The 15,181-nt window shown below is 59.5% G+C and carries 15 protein-coding genes; 7 read left to right on the forward strand and 8 right to left on the reverse strand.

Annotated elements, in window-relative coordinates; all coding sequences use genetic code 11:
- Positions 1-138 precede the first annotated feature (138 nt).
- From ubiG to yfaE, 5 genes are all read left to right on the forward strand, one after another.
- Positions 139-855, forward strand: a complete 717-nt coding sequence (gene ubiG, locus I6L41_RS06530; protein WP_128816429.1) for a bifunctional 2-polyprenyl-6-hydroxyphenol methylase/3-demethylubiquinol 3-O-methyltransferase UbiG — start codon at positions 139-141, stop codon at positions 853-855.
- On the forward strand, positions 855-1,550 hold the full coding sequence (locus tag I6L41_RS06535) for an HAD family hydrolase (protein WP_204479250.1): 696 nt from the start codon (positions 855-857) through the stop codon (positions 1,548-1,550). Before ubiG ends, I6L41_RS06535 begins: the two co-directional genes overlap by 1 nt.
- A gap of 629 nt (positions 1,551-2,179) precedes the next feature.
- Positions 2,180-4,447, forward strand: a complete 2,268-nt coding sequence (gene nrdA, locus I6L41_RS06540) for a class 1a ribonucleoside-diphosphate reductase subunit alpha (RefSeq protein ID WP_216962818.1) — start codon at positions 2,180-2,182, stop codon at positions 4,445-4,447.
- A gap of 80 nt (positions 4,448-4,527) precedes the next feature.
- A complete protein-coding gene (gene nrdB, locus I6L41_RS06545) occupies positions 4,528-5,661 on the forward strand; it encodes a class Ia ribonucleoside-diphosphate reductase subunit beta (RefSeq protein ID WP_019445145.1) in 1,134 nt (377 codons plus the stop codon).
- Positions 5,658-5,978: a class I ribonucleotide reductase maintenance protein YfaE gene (yfaE, locus tag I6L41_RS06550; protein WP_216962821.1), complete on the forward strand. Its 321-nt coding sequence runs from the start codon at positions 5,658-5,660 to the stop codon at positions 5,976-5,978. The genes nrdB and yfaE overlap by 4 nt, the downstream gene beginning before the upstream one ends.
- Before the next feature lie 148 nt (positions 5,979-6,126).
- Here yfaE and mltA read toward each other — a convergent pair whose 3' ends face one another.
- A complete protein-coding gene (mltA, locus tag I6L41_RS06555; protein WP_019445143.1) occupies positions 6,127-7,278 on the reverse strand; it encodes a murein transglycosylase A in 1,152 nt (383 codons plus the stop codon).
- 150 nt (positions 7,279-7,428) lie between these two features.
- Here mltA and I6L41_RS06560 point away from each other — a divergent pair, with 150 nt between their 5' ends.
- On the forward strand, positions 7,429-7,680 hold the full coding sequence (locus I6L41_RS06560; protein ID WP_216962824.1) for a DUF1289 domain-containing protein: 252 nt from the start codon (positions 7,429-7,431) through the stop codon (positions 7,678-7,680).
- 15 nt (positions 7,681-7,695) lie between these two features.
- On the opposite strand, the gene I6L41_RS06565 is transcribed toward I6L41_RS06560, so the two are convergent.
- From I6L41_RS06565 to I6L41_RS06590, 6 genes are all read right to left on the reverse strand, one after another.
- Positions 7,696-8,862, reverse strand: coding sequence for an AGE family epimerase/isomerase (locus I6L41_RS06565; protein ID WP_216962826.1), 1,167 nt, complete (start codon positions 8,860-8,862; stop codon positions 7,696-7,698).
- 74 nt (positions 8,863-8,936) lie between these two features.
- A complete protein-coding gene (locus I6L41_RS06570) occupies positions 8,937-9,785 on the reverse strand; it encodes a PTS system mannose/fructose/sorbose family transporter subunit IID (protein ID WP_043851918.1) in 849 nt (282 codons plus the stop codon).
- A complete protein-coding gene (locus I6L41_RS06575; protein WP_071910034.1) occupies positions 9,785-10,588 on the reverse strand; it encodes a PTS sugar transporter subunit IIC in 804 nt (267 codons plus the stop codon). Before I6L41_RS06575 ends, I6L41_RS06570 begins: the two co-directional genes overlap by 1 nt.
- Positions 10,589-10,600: 12 nt before the next feature.
- Entirely contained in the window at positions 10,601-11,095 is a 495-nt protein-coding gene (locus I6L41_RS06580) for a PTS sugar transporter subunit IIB (protein ID WP_071910032.1), read from the reverse strand.
- A 9-nt stretch (positions 11,096-11,104) separates the two neighbouring features.
- A complete protein-coding gene (locus I6L41_RS06585) occupies positions 11,105-11,533 on the reverse strand; it encodes a PTS sugar transporter subunit IIA (protein WP_071910030.1) in 429 nt (142 codons plus the stop codon).
- Positions 11,534-11,538: 5 nt separating this feature from the next.
- On the reverse strand, positions 11,539-13,305 hold the full coding sequence (locus tag I6L41_RS06590; RefSeq protein ID WP_216962829.1) for a class I mannose-6-phosphate isomerase: 1,767 nt from the start codon (positions 13,303-13,305) through the stop codon (positions 11,539-11,541).
- A 210-nt stretch (positions 13,306-13,515) separates the two neighbouring features.
- Between I6L41_RS06590 and I6L41_RS06595 the strand changes: the two genes are divergently transcribed.
- A complete protein-coding gene (locus I6L41_RS06595) occupies positions 13,516-14,523 on the forward strand; it encodes a LacI family DNA-binding transcriptional regulator (protein WP_216962831.1) in 1,008 nt (335 codons plus the stop codon).
- Positions 14,524-14,555: 32 nt separating this feature from the next.
- Here I6L41_RS06595 and I6L41_RS06600 read toward each other — a convergent pair whose 3' ends face one another.
- Entirely contained in the window at positions 14,556-15,134 is a 579-nt protein-coding gene (locus I6L41_RS06600; protein WP_254203407.1) for a glucose-6-phosphate isomerase family protein, read from the reverse strand.
- Between the last annotated feature and the right edge of the window lie 47 nt (positions 15,135-15,181).

Genomic DNA, 15,181 nt, shown 5'->3' on the forward strand with positions numbered 1-15,181 from the left:
TGAGCCAAATACCTTAAGCCACAAATCGGGTATCAGATCGGGCTGGTGTGACAAAGTCCGTCCGTTATAATGCCCGCCAGGACAATAGATTGCGCCCATGACTCAGAAGCGGGCGCCCTGCCACAGGATCTTCGAAAAATGAACAGTGATGCCAATGTCGATCTGACAGAAATCGCCAAGTTTGAAGCCATCGCCTCCCGCTGGTGGGACATGGAAGGTGAATTCAAACCCCTGCATCAAATCAATCCGGTACGCCTTGACTGGATCACCGACAAAAGTGGCGGTCTGTTTGGCAAGCGCATTCTCGATATCGGATGTGGCGGTGGCATTCTCTCCGAGAGCATGGCCCGCCGTGGCGCCAGGGTCACCGGCATCGACATGGGCAAGGAGCCCCTCGGCGTCGCCCGCTTGCACGCTCTGGAGCAGGGTGTCGAGCTCGAGTACCGCCAGATCACCGCCGAAGCCCATGCCGCCGAAGTGCCGGGCCAGTATGACGTAGTCACCTGCATGGAGATGCTGGAGCATGTACCGGACCCCGCTTCCGTGCTGCGCGCCATCGCCACCTTGGTGCGCCCGGGCGGTCGGGTGTTCGTCTCCACCATCAACCGCAACCCCAAATCCTATCTGATGATGATCATCGGGGCCGAATACCTGATGAAGATGGTGCCCAAGGGTACCCACGATCACAAAAAATTCATCACTCCGGCCGAACTGTGTCGCATGGGTGAAGCAGCGGGCCTGCTGGTGCGGGATATGAGCGGGGTGCACTATGCACCGCTCTCCAACAGTTTCAAGCTCGGCAAGAATGTCGACGTCAACTATATGGTGGAGTTTGTCCGCCCGGAGCACGGTTGATGAGCGCCTCTCACCCTCTGCCCCTGCGCGGTGTGCTGTTCGATCTGGACGGCACCCTGCTCGACACTGCCCCGGATCTGGGGGCCGCCGTCAACCATGTCCTGATCAGCGAAGGCTTTGCGCCGCTCTCTGACGAGATTATTCGTCAGACCACCTCCCACGGGGCGCTCGGGCTGCTGAAAGCGGGCCTCGGCGACGAACTACTTGAAGAGCTGGGGGCCACGCGCCTGCGCAATGCCTTGCTCGACTACTACGCGGCCAATCTCTGCGTTGGTACCCACCCCTATGTGGGAATGGTGGATCTTATCGAGTGGCTGGATGAAAAACAGCTCCCCTGGGGTATCGTCACCAACAAGCCGGGCTTTCTCACCGAGCCGCTGCTGGCAGCCCTGCCAGAGCTTGCCAGCTGCGGCGTCACTGTCAGTGCCGATACCCTGCCAGTACGCAAGCCCGACCCCGCCCCTATGTTCTTTGCCTGTGAGAAACTGGGGGTCGAGGCGGCTCACTGCCTCTATGTGGGGGATCATGTGCGGGATATCGAAGCAGGCCGCAATGCTGGCATGCGCACCGCCGTCGCTGGCTGGGGCTATCTCAATGATGAGGAAGATCCCGCCCAGTGGGGCGCCGATCTGCACTTTGATACCGTGCAAGCCCTGCACCACTGGCTGCGCTATGAGTTGACGGCCAAGGCGTAACGCGCAGCCTTACCGGCTGACATGTGATAACGGGGCGAAGAGACTCTCCGCCCCTTGCATCTTTCCTTTAAGCTCCTGCCTCCTGCCTCCTGCGCCACCAGCACCCCTCTATTCATGGATAATAAAGGCAGCTTTCTGCCTGTTGGATACCCATTTGACAAGCTCTCAGCCGTCACAAAGCGGCCACAAACCACCGTCATCTGATGCAAAGCCCTTGCCACGCTGAGCCCGCGGCTGCGACAACTGGACAGCTTTTGACCCTTGTTGCATAAGGGATAATCAGCCGCCGTTAGCTAGTAAAAAGCCCCCCATTTCGCAAGCAAAAAAAGTTATTTAAATTTTCCATCTTCGATCGGGAGACTTGCATTTAGCGGAGCGGACGAATGAAAACCCGCTCACTGTGAGCGGTCACTAACTGATGGGGCAAGACTCACAATTTATCCACAGCTCGTCACTTATCCACACATTGCAATGGCGGGCTGACCTCACTATCTTGTAGCTCGAACTTAAAATAACACTACATCTTGTGATTCATCGCACAATCTCTACCCAACTCCCGCACACCGCCGGAGCCTAGGTGGCGCCATTGTGCGATGGTTTTTCGGGAATCAACTGAAGGTCATCAGCCAATGAACTTGTTTGTGACGAAGCGTAACGGACACAAAGAACCCATCGATCTGGATAAAATTCACCGCGTGCTGGACTGGGCCGCCGAAGGGCTCGACAACGTGTCGGTCTCCCAGGTAGAGCTCAAATCCCACATCCAGTTCTATGACGGTATCCGTACCGCCGACATTCACGAAACCATCATCAAGGCGACTGCTGACCTCATCTCCGAGCAGACCCCGGACTACCAGTACATGGCAGCCCGTCTGGCCATCTTCCACCTGCGCAAGAAGGCCTACGGCCAGTTCGAACCGCCCCACCTCTACCAGCACGTGGCTCGTCTGGTGGACATGGGCAAGTACGACAAGCACCTGCTGGAAGACTACACCCAGGCCGAATTCGAAGAGCTGAACACCCATCTGGATCACTGGCGCGACATGGATTTCTCCTACGCGGCAGTCAAACAGCTGGAAGGCAAATATCTGGTCCAGAACCGCGTTACCGGCGAGATCTACGAGAGCCCGCAGTTCCTCTATATGCTGGTTGCGGCCTGCCTCTTCTCCAAGTATCCGAAAGATACCCGTCTGGACTACATCAAGCGCTTCTATGATGCGGTCTCGACCTTCAAGATCTCCCTGCCGACCCCGATCATGAGCGGCGTGCGCACCCCGACCCGTCAGTTCAGCTCCTGCGTACTGATCGAGTGCGACGACAGCCTGGACTCCATCAACGCCACCGCCAGCTCCATCGTGCGTTACGTTTCCCAGCGCGCCGGTATCGGCATCAACGCCGGTCGCATCCGCGGTCTGGGCAGCCCCATCCGTGGCGGCGAAGCGTTCCACACTGGTTGCATCCCCTTCTACAAATACTTCCAGACTGCCGTGAAGTGCTGCTCCCAAGGCGGCGTGCGCGGCGGTGCGGCGACCCTGTTCTACCCGCTGTGGCACACCGAAGTGGAAAGCCTGCTGGTGCTGAAGAACAACCGCGGCGTGGAAGAGAACCGTGTCCGTCACATGGACTACGGCGTGCAGATCAACAAGCTGATGTACCAGCGCCTCATCAAGGGCGGTGACATCACACTGTTCTCCCCGTCCGATGCGCCGGGTCTGTACGATGCCTTCTTTGCCGATCAGGACAAGTTTGAAGAGCTCTACGTCAAGTACGAGCAGGATCCTGCCATTCGCAAGAAGACCCTCAAGGCCGTCGATCTCTTCTCCCTGATGATGCAGGAGCGTGCCGGTACCGGTCGCATCTACATCCAGAACGTCGATCACTGCAACACCCACAGCCCGTTTGATCCGAGCGTGGCGCCGGTACGCCAGTCCAACCTCTGCCTCGAGATTGCGCTGCCGACCAAGCCGCTCAACAACATCGATGACGAGAACGGCGAGATCGCCCTGTGCACCCTCTCCGCCTTCAACCTGGGTGCCATTGACAAGCTGGAAGATCTGGAAGAGATGGCCGATCTGGCCGTGCGTGCCCTCGATGCCCTGCTCGACTATCAGGACTACCCTATTGCCGCCGCCAAGCGTGGCAGCATGGGTCGTCGTACTCTGGGGATTGGCGTCATCAACTACGCCTACTACCTGGCCAAAAACGGTGCCCGCTACTCTGACGGCTCCGGTCTGGCGCTGACTCACCGCACCTTCGAGGCGATCCAGTACTACCTGCTGAAAGCCTCCGTGCAGCTGGCCCGCGAATTCGGCCCCTGCCCGCTGTTTGGCGAGACCACCTATGCCCAGGGCATTCTGCCGATCGACACCTACAAGAAGGATCTGGATGCGCTGTGCAACGAGCCGCTGCATCTGGATTGGGAAAGCCTGCGCGAAGAGATCAAATCCGTGGGGCTGCGCAACTCCACCCTGACCGCCCTGATGCCGAGCGAGACCTCCAGCCAGATCTCCAACGCCACCAACGGCATCGAGCCGCCGCGCGGCCTGGTCTCGGTCAAGGCTTCCAAGGACGGCATTCTCAAACAGGTGGTGCCCGAGTATGATCGCCTGAAAGATCAATACGAACTGCTCTGGAAGCAACCGAGCGTTGACGGCTACCTGCAGCTGGTCGGTATCATGCAGAAGTTTGTGGATCAGGCGATCTCCGCCAACACCAACTACGACCCGGCCCGTTTCGAAGGCAACAAGGTGCCGATGAAGCAGCTGCTGAAGGACTTGCTGACCGCCTACAAATACGGCCTCAAGACCCTCTACTATCACAACACCCGTGATGGTGCGGACGATGCCCAGACCGATCTGCAAGATGACGGTTGTGCTGGCGGGGCTTGCAAAATCTAAGTCACGGCAAGATCTGATAACCGGGCGGGAGCGACAAGCTCCCGCTCTCCTGTTTTCTCCATACAGACATTCTGGTAACCATGGCCTATTCAACTTTCTGCCAAACCCAAAACGACCAGCTCAAAGAGCCGATGTTTTTTGGCCAATCGGTCAACGTAGCCCGTTATGACCAGCAAAAGCACGAAGTGTTCGAGCGGCTGATCGAAAAACAACTCTCCTTCTTCTGGCGCCCGGAAGAGGTGGATGTCTCCCGTGATCGCATCGACTATCAGGCCCTGCCCCCCCACGAGCAGCACATCTTCATCTCCAACCTGAAGTACCAGACCCTGCTGGACTCCATTCAGGGTCGCAGCCCCAACGTGGCGCTGCTGCCGCTGGTCTCCATTCCGGAGCTGGAAACCTGGATCGAGACCTGGGCGTTCTCCGAGACTATCCACTCTCGCTCCTACACCCACATCATCCGCAACATCGTCAACACTCCCGCCCAGGTGTTCGACGACATCGTGACCAATGAGCAGATCCTGAAGCGCGCCGGCTCCATCAGCCACTTCTACGACGACCTGATCGAAGCGACCGCCCTCTACAACCTGCACGGTGAAGGAACCCACACCGTAGCTGGCCGCGAGGTGACCATCACCTTGCGCGAGCTCAAGAAGAAGCTCTATCTCTGCCTGATGAGCGTCAACGCGCTGGAAGCGATCCGCTTCTACGTCAGCTTCGCCTGCTCCTTTGCCTTCGCCGAGCGCGAGCTGATGGAGGGCAACGCCAAGATCATCAAGATGATCGCCCGCGATGAGGCACTGCACCTGACCGGTACCCAGCACATGCTGAACCTGATGCGCAGCGGTCAGGACGACCCCGAGATGGCCGAGATTGCCGCCGAGTGCGAACAGGCCTGCTTCGAGCTGTTCAAAGAAGCCGCCATTCAGGAGAAAGAGTGGGCCGAGTACCTGTTCCAGGGCGGCTCCATGATCGGTCTGAACAAGGACATTCTCTGCCAGTACGTGGAGTACATCACCAACCTGCGGATGGCCGCCGTAGGTCTGCAGCCAGCCTTTGCCGGCACCAAGCAGAACCCGATCCCCTGGATCAACACCTGGCTCTCCTCCGACAACGTACAGGTCGCCCCGCAAGAGGTGGAGGTAAGCTCCTATCTGGTGGGTCAGATCGACAGCGAAGTGAATGCCGACGATCTGGGTGATTTCGAGCTGTGAGTGACGCCATCCGCACGCGGACCCCTGCCCCGCACTCGCCTGCCGAACAGCAGGCGGTGCAGGCACCACGGGTACATACCCGGGATGGCGTGCTGCACGCTCATCCCGGCGAAAGCGTGCTGGAAACCCTGGAACGCCACGGCCATCGGGTCGAGTTCCAGTGCCGCAGCGGCTATTGTGGTGCCTGCCGCACCCCGCTCATCGCGGGCAAGGTGCACTACCCCAATGTGCCGCTCGCTTTTGTCTCCCAGGGGGAGTGTCTCCCCTGCTGCTGCAAGCCGGTCGGCGCCATCAAGCTGGATATTCAGAAACGCTGATCCCGCTTGCAGCACCTCGAGCTCGCAGCCAAAGAGACCAAAACAAAAAGCCGCCGGATTGCTCCGGCGGCTTTTTTACATCTATCTCGATGCCTAACTCGATACCTAAGTGGGCTGCTGGCTGATACGCCACCCACCAGCTCTGGCGTTACAACCAGGGTGCGGCGGTCGGCCCGTGGTGCAGACCCAGCTTCCAGACCCGGCCGAAGTGCTTGTAGTGACCCGCTGCGACACCGGCCTTCTCGCCCATGCCGTGGTAGAGGTCGAGGTGGCCCTTCTTCACCGCGCCGCCCACATCCAGCGCAATCAACAGCCGCAGCTGGTGCTTGCCGGTCCAGTTGCCCTCTTTATCGAGCAAAGGGACTTCAGCGAGGATCGGGGTCCCCATCGGCAACAGGGTCTTGTCGGCAGCAACGGCCGCCAGCGGCAGCAGCGGGATACCGGCGGCGCCGATCACGTCATTGGTGGGTCGACGCTCGAAGAAGACATAGGAGGGGTTCTGCTCCACCAGCTCCTTGACGCTCTCCTCCGGTTGACGGTTGGCCCACTCCTTGATGGCCTTCATCGACATCTGCTCTTTGGGCACTTCACCGCGGTCGATCAGTACCCGACCGATACTCACGTAACCGTGGCCGTTCTTGCCGCTGTAGCCCAGATATTGCAGCCGATCGTCATCCCCGTAGTGGACAAAGCCGGAGCCCTGCACATCCATCAGGAAGTTATCGATAAGGGATTTGCTGTAACCCAGCTCCAGCCCGCGGTTGGCCAGGGCCCCCTGATGGATCTCGGCCCGGGTCGGACAGCGACCGCCACATTTGGGCATGGCATAGATGGGATATTTGTACTTGGCATCCGGGCGGTGGCGCACCTCCAGCACCGGCGAGTAGTAACCGGTAAAGAGCACGTTACCCATGCGATCAGCACCGCCCAACTGGGCCAGGCTGATACCGTAACGGGTGATGTCGGCAGGATTGCCGCCGCCCGCCACCCAGCGGGAGAGCTGGTGATAGAGCTCGCCATAACGGCGGGTCATCTTGCCGGAGCGCTCCAATACCAGTCTGCTTTGCGGGCCAAACTTGCTGTAGTCGGCACGCGCACGGCTATTGACCCGCTCCACCCTCACCAGATCCTCTGGCAAGGTCCCGTCCAGATACTGCTTGCCCAGATTTTCCGGCACCTCGCAGTTAAGAAAGCATCTGTTGTCGGTCTGCTTTTTGGGCACTTCTGCTTTGTCAGAGTTGCCAGCACAACCGGCCAGTCCCAGCACTGCGGCGGTCAGCCAGTACGCGTGTTTGTTCATATGTCCTCATATAACGCCAAGAGCCATGCTCGGCGGGGAAGATGCCAAATTTGCAGGGGGAAAGCAAACGACATCAATCACTTGAAGCAGGATTTCTCCAAAGGGGATCCGCTGGGTTATAACAAGGTGACAGGATGTGCGAGGTGATGGATGGAACAGCTCGAAATCTTCCCGCTGCAGAGCCCCTGCATCGGGGTCTGCGAAGTGAACAACAAAGGCTACTGCAAGGGGTGCCTGCGCAATCGCGAAGAGCGTTTCAACTGGCTCACCATGACCCCTGTCCAGCAACAAGAGGTGATGCGCCTGTGCCGGGATCGCAAACGCCGGGTCGACGCCGCCCGCCGCAAGGCACAGGAGGGAACCCAACCCGAGCCGCCAGAACAACCGGGCTGGGATTTTTGACCTTCTCTTGGTCTGTTACCCACTTTCCCCTCTCCTTTCTGCTACCCTTGCCAGCTCGCTGAATGCCACAAACAGGTGGTAGAAGGTGCTGGCTGGGGCATGAGTTGTCAGCGGCCGACCGGTGACATCGACCTGATCGACCCACTGGCCGGGCAAGGCTGGATTCAGGTAGTAGTGGAAGATCCGCCTCACCACCTCGCCAATCTGATGGGCAATCTCTGCTCCCCCTAGCCTCTCATAGGCCGCCAGCAGCGCCTTGAGATGTTCGGTCTGGCACCAGAGCCGGCTGGTATCGCGATAGGGTTGCCCATCATCGGTCAGCTCATCGATCACCAGCCCGGTTTGCCCGTGCCCGTGGCGGATGGCAAAGCGGGTCAATATCCCGATTGCCTCGTCAATCTCGGTGCTGGTTGGCTGGATTTCCCAGCTGCTGGCAAGAGTCCGGTAGCGTGCCAGCAGCCAGCACCACTCGTAGTGATGACCCGGGTCGATAAGACGGGAATCGGCATGACGCACCAGCAGCGCGTCGTCGAAAAACTCGCGCAGTAAACCGGGCTCCAGAAAACGCTGACGAAACAGCCGATACAGCGCGGTTGCCCGCTGCTGCCATATCACATCATCAAAGCTGTCTGCCGCTACCAGCAGCGCCTCGAACAGATGCATATGGGGATTTTGGCTGCGCAGTGGGCCAGATGGCCAACTGGAGTGGAATCCACCGTGCAGCGGGTCCAAAAAGAGTTGCTCAATGGCCTGATAGCGCGACTCGGCCTGTTGTTGCCAGCGTGGATCGCCACTCAGACGATAGAGCCAACACTCAGCCAGCAGGGCAAACGCGTATTCATAGCTGCAGACTGATGCGTCAGCAATCGAACCATCCCGATTAATGGAGAAAACGCTATGCCCCGCCCCATCGTCAAAATGACCCATACCGACCAAAGCAGAACGCTCGGCAAGGGTGCGCCCGTCGTACCACCCCAGCAGGGTGGCGTGGCTGAACACATAGATCTGGCGGCTCTGTACCCGAAAACGGGTCGGCTGCCACAAAGGCTGGCCAGCACTATCCAATCCCTCGGCAAACAGACCACGCTCGGGGTCAACCCCCTGCGCGCCCCAAAGGGGCAGCGCCTCGGAGACCAGCCAGCGATGGCAACGCTGTGCGGCCTCAGTCACCTCGATATGCATAAATTACCTCTCGCAACGGCGATAAAAAGGGAGAGCCAGGCTCTCCCTTTGTTGACCAAATGGCCTTGACCCCATCAGAACAGACCGATGGCGACCCCGACAAAGGCCACTACCAGTAACCCCAGCATCGCCTTGACCGGCGAGACATTGCGTCTGGCCATCAGATACCAGGTGCCCAGCACCACCAGCAGCGGCATCAGTTTGGGGAAGATGCCATCCAACATGGCCTGTACCTGAATATTGACCCCGTCCGAGGTAACAAAATCAAGCCCGGTGGAGAGGTTGACATAACTGGCGGCCACCCCGCCCATCACAAAGACCCCGAGCAGGGAGAGCGCCTCGCGCAGTTTGACCGACTCCGAACTCACCAGCGCCTCCACCGAGCCGGTTCCCATCCGGTAGCCCTTCATAAACAGCATGTAGGAGCCGGTGATGACGATGGCGTTGAAGCTGATGATATAAAAGAGCGGCCCCAACACGCTGCCGCCGGCGGCCAGCGCCATGCCGATGCTAAGCAAAATGGGCACCAGCATGCCCGGGATCATGGAGTCCCCGATCCCAGCGATGGGCCCCATCAGCCCCACTTTCAGGGTGTTGATGGTCTCGCCATCGATCTTCTCTCCGTTAGCCCGCTTCTCCTCAAGTCCCACCGCCAGCCCGTTGATGATGGCGCCAATCTGGGGCTCAGTGTTGTAGAAAGAGGCATGGCGTTTCATCGCCTCCATCCTCTCCACCTTGCCGGGATAGAGCTTCTTGAGTGCCGGCATCATGCCAAGGCAGAAACCGAACGATTCGAGGCGCTCGAAGCTCATGGAGGATAGGTTGTACATCATCCACGAACGCCAGCAGGCACGCAGATCCTTGGGAGTGAGAGCCACCGGCGCATTGTTCACCGGCTGGCCCGCTTGCAGCTTTGCGTCCATCAGAATTCATCCTCATCATCGGTTTGGGTGGCAGCACGGGCAGCTACTGCAGGGCGAGATTCCGGCTTGTAGTTGTAGTGGATGAGCGCAAGCAGGGCGCCGATCATCACCAGCCCTACCATGTTGAGCTTGAGAAAAACGATGCCGACAAAGCCCACCAGAAAATAGATCAGCATGCTGCTCTGCTTGATGATCTGCTTGAGCAGGATGGCAATGCCGACCGCCGGCAGAATGCCGCCCACCACCGTCATGGTGCGGATCACAAGCTCAGGCAGGCTGTTCATGAAGCCTTCGATGTACTGGTTGCCAAAATAGACGGCGATAAAGGTGGGCACGAAACGCAGTACGAAGTTGCTGACCTGCGGGAAGATCGCGCTGTTGAGATAAACCCCCTTTTCATCCCCCTGCTCCAGCGCCACGTCGGCTCTGTGGTTCCAGTAGGAGTTGAAGACCATCATGAAGTTGAAGAGGATGGTACCGGCAATGCCGATGGTGGCGGCAATGGCCACGGCAACTGACGGTTCCTTGCCCGACATGACGCCGAGGGCGATGGCCGGAAAGGCGACGAAGTTGAGATCCGCCGGCATGGAACCGCCCGGCGTCACCATGGCGATATAGACCGCCTGCACCGCCACCCCGATAAGGATCCCGGTCTGGATATCACCGAGAATCGCCCCTACCAGCATGCCCGAAACCAGCGGGCGGGTAATGGTGTACCAGCCCCCGGTCAATCCCAGCAGCCAGGGGCTGCTGAGGGCACCGAGATAACAGAGTATCCCGATGAGAGTTGCTTCCAGAAACATGATGTCGGCTCCCTATTTCAGCTTTTTCTGGGCATCTGCCCAGTTGTAGTGGCTGGCGTCCGGCACCAGCCGAAAGTCAATCTCGTGGCCAAGGCTGGCAAGATAGTCAAAAGCGGCGATCTCCTGCGCCGTCACCGACTGGTTGGGGCCTATGGTGGTGGTCTGCTCGCGGGCACTCATGGGCCCCACGTTGATCTTGCCGTTGTGGTTCTCAAGAGAGATGCCGGCGGCGCAGAGCCGCTGCAGGGTGACCGGCGACTTGCCAATCACGAAGTAGCGCTTGTCACTGGCGATCACCTTGGGCAGCTTGGCAATGGCCGTCGCCACGTCGAACAGCCACACCTTGGTGTCCGGCACAGCGCCGATCATCACCTGGGAGAGCAACGGATCGGCCGCCACCTCGTCATCAATCGCGACAATGCCGTCGCAGGGCAGCTCTCTGGCCCAGCGCGTCACCAGCTGGCCATGGATCACCCGATCGTCAATGCGTACAAATGAAATCGCCATCTCGCTCTCCTAGAAGTTGTCATCTTGCTGGTGTGCCGCCGGGGCCGCGATCACCATGGATTCCAGTGCCTGGGCCAGCAACTGGCGGGCCGCCTCGTGCACATCGGTTGCCGCCAGCCAGTCGGCACTCATCAGCAGCATGGGAAAGTTCACCCCGGTCACCACGGCTACCGGCTGCGGCCATTCGGGGTCAAACGCAAAGCGGCATGCCACGTTGTAGGGTGTGCCACACTCCATGTCGCACAGCACCAGCACCCCGTCAGCCCCCGCACCATGACGGCGCAGGGTCTGTTCAAACTCGGTGCGAAACGCCGCTATTCCCCCCTCTTCGGTAAGAGAGACTGTGGCTACGGCGGGCAGCTCGCCGTAGACCATGCTGGCGCTGGCCAGCAGGGCCGGCGCCAGTGAACCATGGGTTGCGATAAGGATCCTCAGCATCTTGGTTACCCCCTCACATAGGCTTTGATGGTGGCGATGGTCGCCCCTTCACTCTCGCCACTCGGACGGATGCGATAGCGCCCTACCGACGCCGGTACGATAAAGGTCTCGGCGTAGTGCACCACAAACGGCGCGAACGCATTGTCGGGACTCTCCACCGTCGCCTCTCGCCCCTCAATCAGATTGAGCACCTGCACCGTGCCGCCGGTGTCGTGCTCGACCGGCACACTGAACCAGTGGCGACGGGTCTCGATAAATTCCCGCTCATGCAGTCCGGTACGCTCCTCGCGCCAGCCCGGCCCTTCGGCGATGAGCTCGATGCGATTGACCAGATGCTCGCGGGTCCAGTCGGTGTCGCGCTCCCACTGGATCACCTTGCTGCCATGCTCCAGATGGATGGGGCGCGGAATGCCGTCGAGCCCGACCCGGCCCCAGTCCCACAGCTTGAAGGTGAAGATGTAGGGGGTGGCGCTGATCTCGAGCACCATGGCCCCCTCTCCCGAGCAGTGGACGGTTCCGGCCGGGATCAGGAAGTGATCGTGCTTGCGGGCCGGGAAGCGGTTGATGAAACGCTCGTCATCGAAGGGCTTCTCGCCGCGCTGGGCGGCAGCCAGATCTGCCAGCATCTCCTGCGGGTCGATACCGTTGCGGGTGCCGAGATAGACGCAGGAGTCCGGCTTGGCATCGAGCAGATAGTAGCTCTCGTCCTGGGTGTAGTGCATGCCGAACTCCTGCTGGATGTATTCGGTCAGCGGATGCACCTGCAGACTGAGCGGCTGCCCCCCCACCGTATCGAGAAAATCGAACCGGATCGGGAACTCGGCGCCAAAGCGGGCGTGTACCCGCTCCCCAAGCAAGGCGCTGGGCTGGCACAGCACCAGGTTTTGCGACGGGATCTCCACCCTCACCTCGCCAAAGCGCAGATAGAGGCTGTTCTCCTCGGGTACGCAGTCAAAGCACCAGGCGTAGTTGGGTTGGGCCGGGTCCAGATCACACACCTGCTTCATCCACTGCCCACCCCAGACCCCCGGGTCGAAGAAGGGCACCACCCGGAACGGCTGGCGCGCCGCCTGATGCAACCCTTGTTGCAGTGCCGCCCCCGTTACCATGGTCGGCTTGCCCCTGATATTGGTGTCGAGCAGGAAATCGATGGTGGGCAGCTGGGCCAATTTATGACGGTCAAACACCCGCCATTCGATGAAGAAGGCGCGCTTGTAGCGGCGCAATATGTCCTCTTCGGTGTTATCAGCGCCCCAGTTGCCAATCTCTTTACGGCGCAGACGCTGCTGGATCTCCCAGCGGGCAAGATCGGCATAGACCCGCACATCCCCTTGCGCCACCAGCGAAGCGCCGCTACCCATCACCACCACCAGACCTTCGACCATCTCTGCGACCTGCTGTTGCAGGCGCGCCAAGGCGACCGGGTCAAAAAACTCCACCATCTTGTGGGGTGCCAGCACGCCAAAAACCCTGTCATCGGTGATGAAACGGTCCAGCATCGCCAGCACTTTGGGTTCGGGCAGGCGCGCCTGTTCCACATCGATGAGCGTGTGAGGCCCGAATCTGGTCAGCAGTTGGGTGCGTAGCTCGGTCTGATCGACGCCGTGATAGCAGTCGATCACCAGTACCACTTTCGCCCTCTCCTGCCGGTTCACTTTGGCCAGCAGCTGATGGGCAATCTCATCCCATCCCGCGCAGGCGGCCTGTTCATATCCGACAACGGTTACTTCTGGATATTTGTCGTAGTTGGAGACGTAACTCGAATGAATCATTGGCTTGCTCTCTCGTTGACACCTACGACAGAGATAAATCGATTAACCCGTTAACCACAACCTGATAAACACGATTAACCTCAAACATTGGGATATATCATCGGCATAGCGGTGAAATTCGTGATCAACCGCTCACTTGCAACCTTCTCTCATCCCAAAAATAGGTTAATCGATATATCTTGATGGCACGACCATGACCGGACCCACACCATGAGCAATGTGACTGTTGCAGATATTGCCCGCCACTTGGGCGTTTCCACCGCCACCGTCTCCATGACCTTGCGCAACAAGGGACGCATTTCCGACCACACTCGCCAGCGGGTACTCAAAGCCATCGACGAGCTCGGCTATGTCTACAACCAGACTGCCGCCAACCTGCGCAACAAGAGCAGCAATCAGGTTGGCCTGTTGCTGCACGATATTACCAACCCCTTCTATGCAGAGATGACGGCGGGCCTGAGCCGGGAGATGGAACACCACGATCTGATGCTGTTTCTTGCCAACAGCGAGGAGTCGGCGGCAAGGCAGCAGCAGTTTATGGATTCGCTGCAACGCAACAGCGCCGCCGGCATGGTGATCTGCGCTGCCCAACCTACGCCCCACAGCTTTTTCGAGAGCCTGCAGCGGCGCCATATGCCTACCATTCTGGTGGTGCGACCGGTGCCGGATGTAGCGATCGACTTTGTCGGCACCGACAACTTTCTGGGCTGTCAGCTGGCGACCGAGCACCTGCTGAAACTCGGCCACCGTCATATCGCCTTTGTTGGGGGCTCCCCCACCTCCATCAGCCGCTCCCAACGCCTAGGTGGTTATATGAGCAAGTTACTCGAACACGGTATCACAGCCAAACCGGAGTGGATCATCAGCTGCGGCGCCAGCCGGGTAGAGGGCACCCGCGCCACGACGGTGCTGCTGGAGCAGCACCCCGAGGTGACGGCGGCAGTCTGCTATCAGGATGTGGTAGCGCTCGGCGCCATGCTGGCGCTACGCAAACAGGGGCGGCTCATCGGCCAGAACTTTGCTCTGGTAGGCTTTGACGACCTGCCGGAGACAGCGCTGGTCGAACCGGCGCTCACCACCGTCTCGGTGGCGGCGCGGGAGATTGGCCGCAAGGCGGGTGAACTGCTGCTCGAGCGGATTGCCGGCAACGACGAGCCAGCCAAGAGCATCATTCTGCCCCCTACCCTGGTGGTACGCCAATCTTGCGGCAGCCGCTAACGGGGTCGCTCACGACCCATGCAGGCTGATGGTTAGGTGATTGAGGCACTCACCTCGCGACTCACCACACAAGGTTCCCCCTCCTTCCCTGCGACCACCCGCAGGCCAAACCCCCGCTCTGCCATCAGCCGGTAATCATGACCGGCAATGGCAGGCCAGACCGCCAGCGCCGAGAGCTGCGTCTCGCCAGTGTTGACGAGTCGATGGGCCACGTGGCCCGGAATATGGTGAACACTGCCGGGAAAGACCTGCTCCAGCCGGCAGACACCGGCCATATCCTGCAACAGCAATAGTCCCCTTCCACACAACCCGAAGTAGTACTCCGCCTGCTCGGCGCGAGCATGGATATGACCGCGGGTCATAAAAAACTCGTTCCCTATCCTGCCGGCCTCAAGATGGGTGACACCCATGTTGAGATCCCCCTCCACTCCACTGCTGGGCAACATCGCCACACGATAGAGCACAGTTTGCGGGTCAACCCCTGCTTCAGAAGCAGGATCGGCAAACAAGCCATGCAGATCAGCCAACCTTGTACACTTCTCCACCAGTTCGGCACCGGACAAGCTGCCGGTCGCAAAATCCACCATGGGCGGGATCATCAGCTTCATCATCTACTCCTCAGTGACGCTTTATCAGATGGTGCATCAGCACCTCGCCA

It is taken from the genome of Aeromonas sp. FDAARGOS 1411 (assembly GCF_019047125.1).
Taxonomy (GTDB): domain Bacteria; phylum Pseudomonadota; class Gammaproteobacteria; order Enterobacterales; family Aeromonadaceae; genus Aeromonas; species Aeromonas veronii.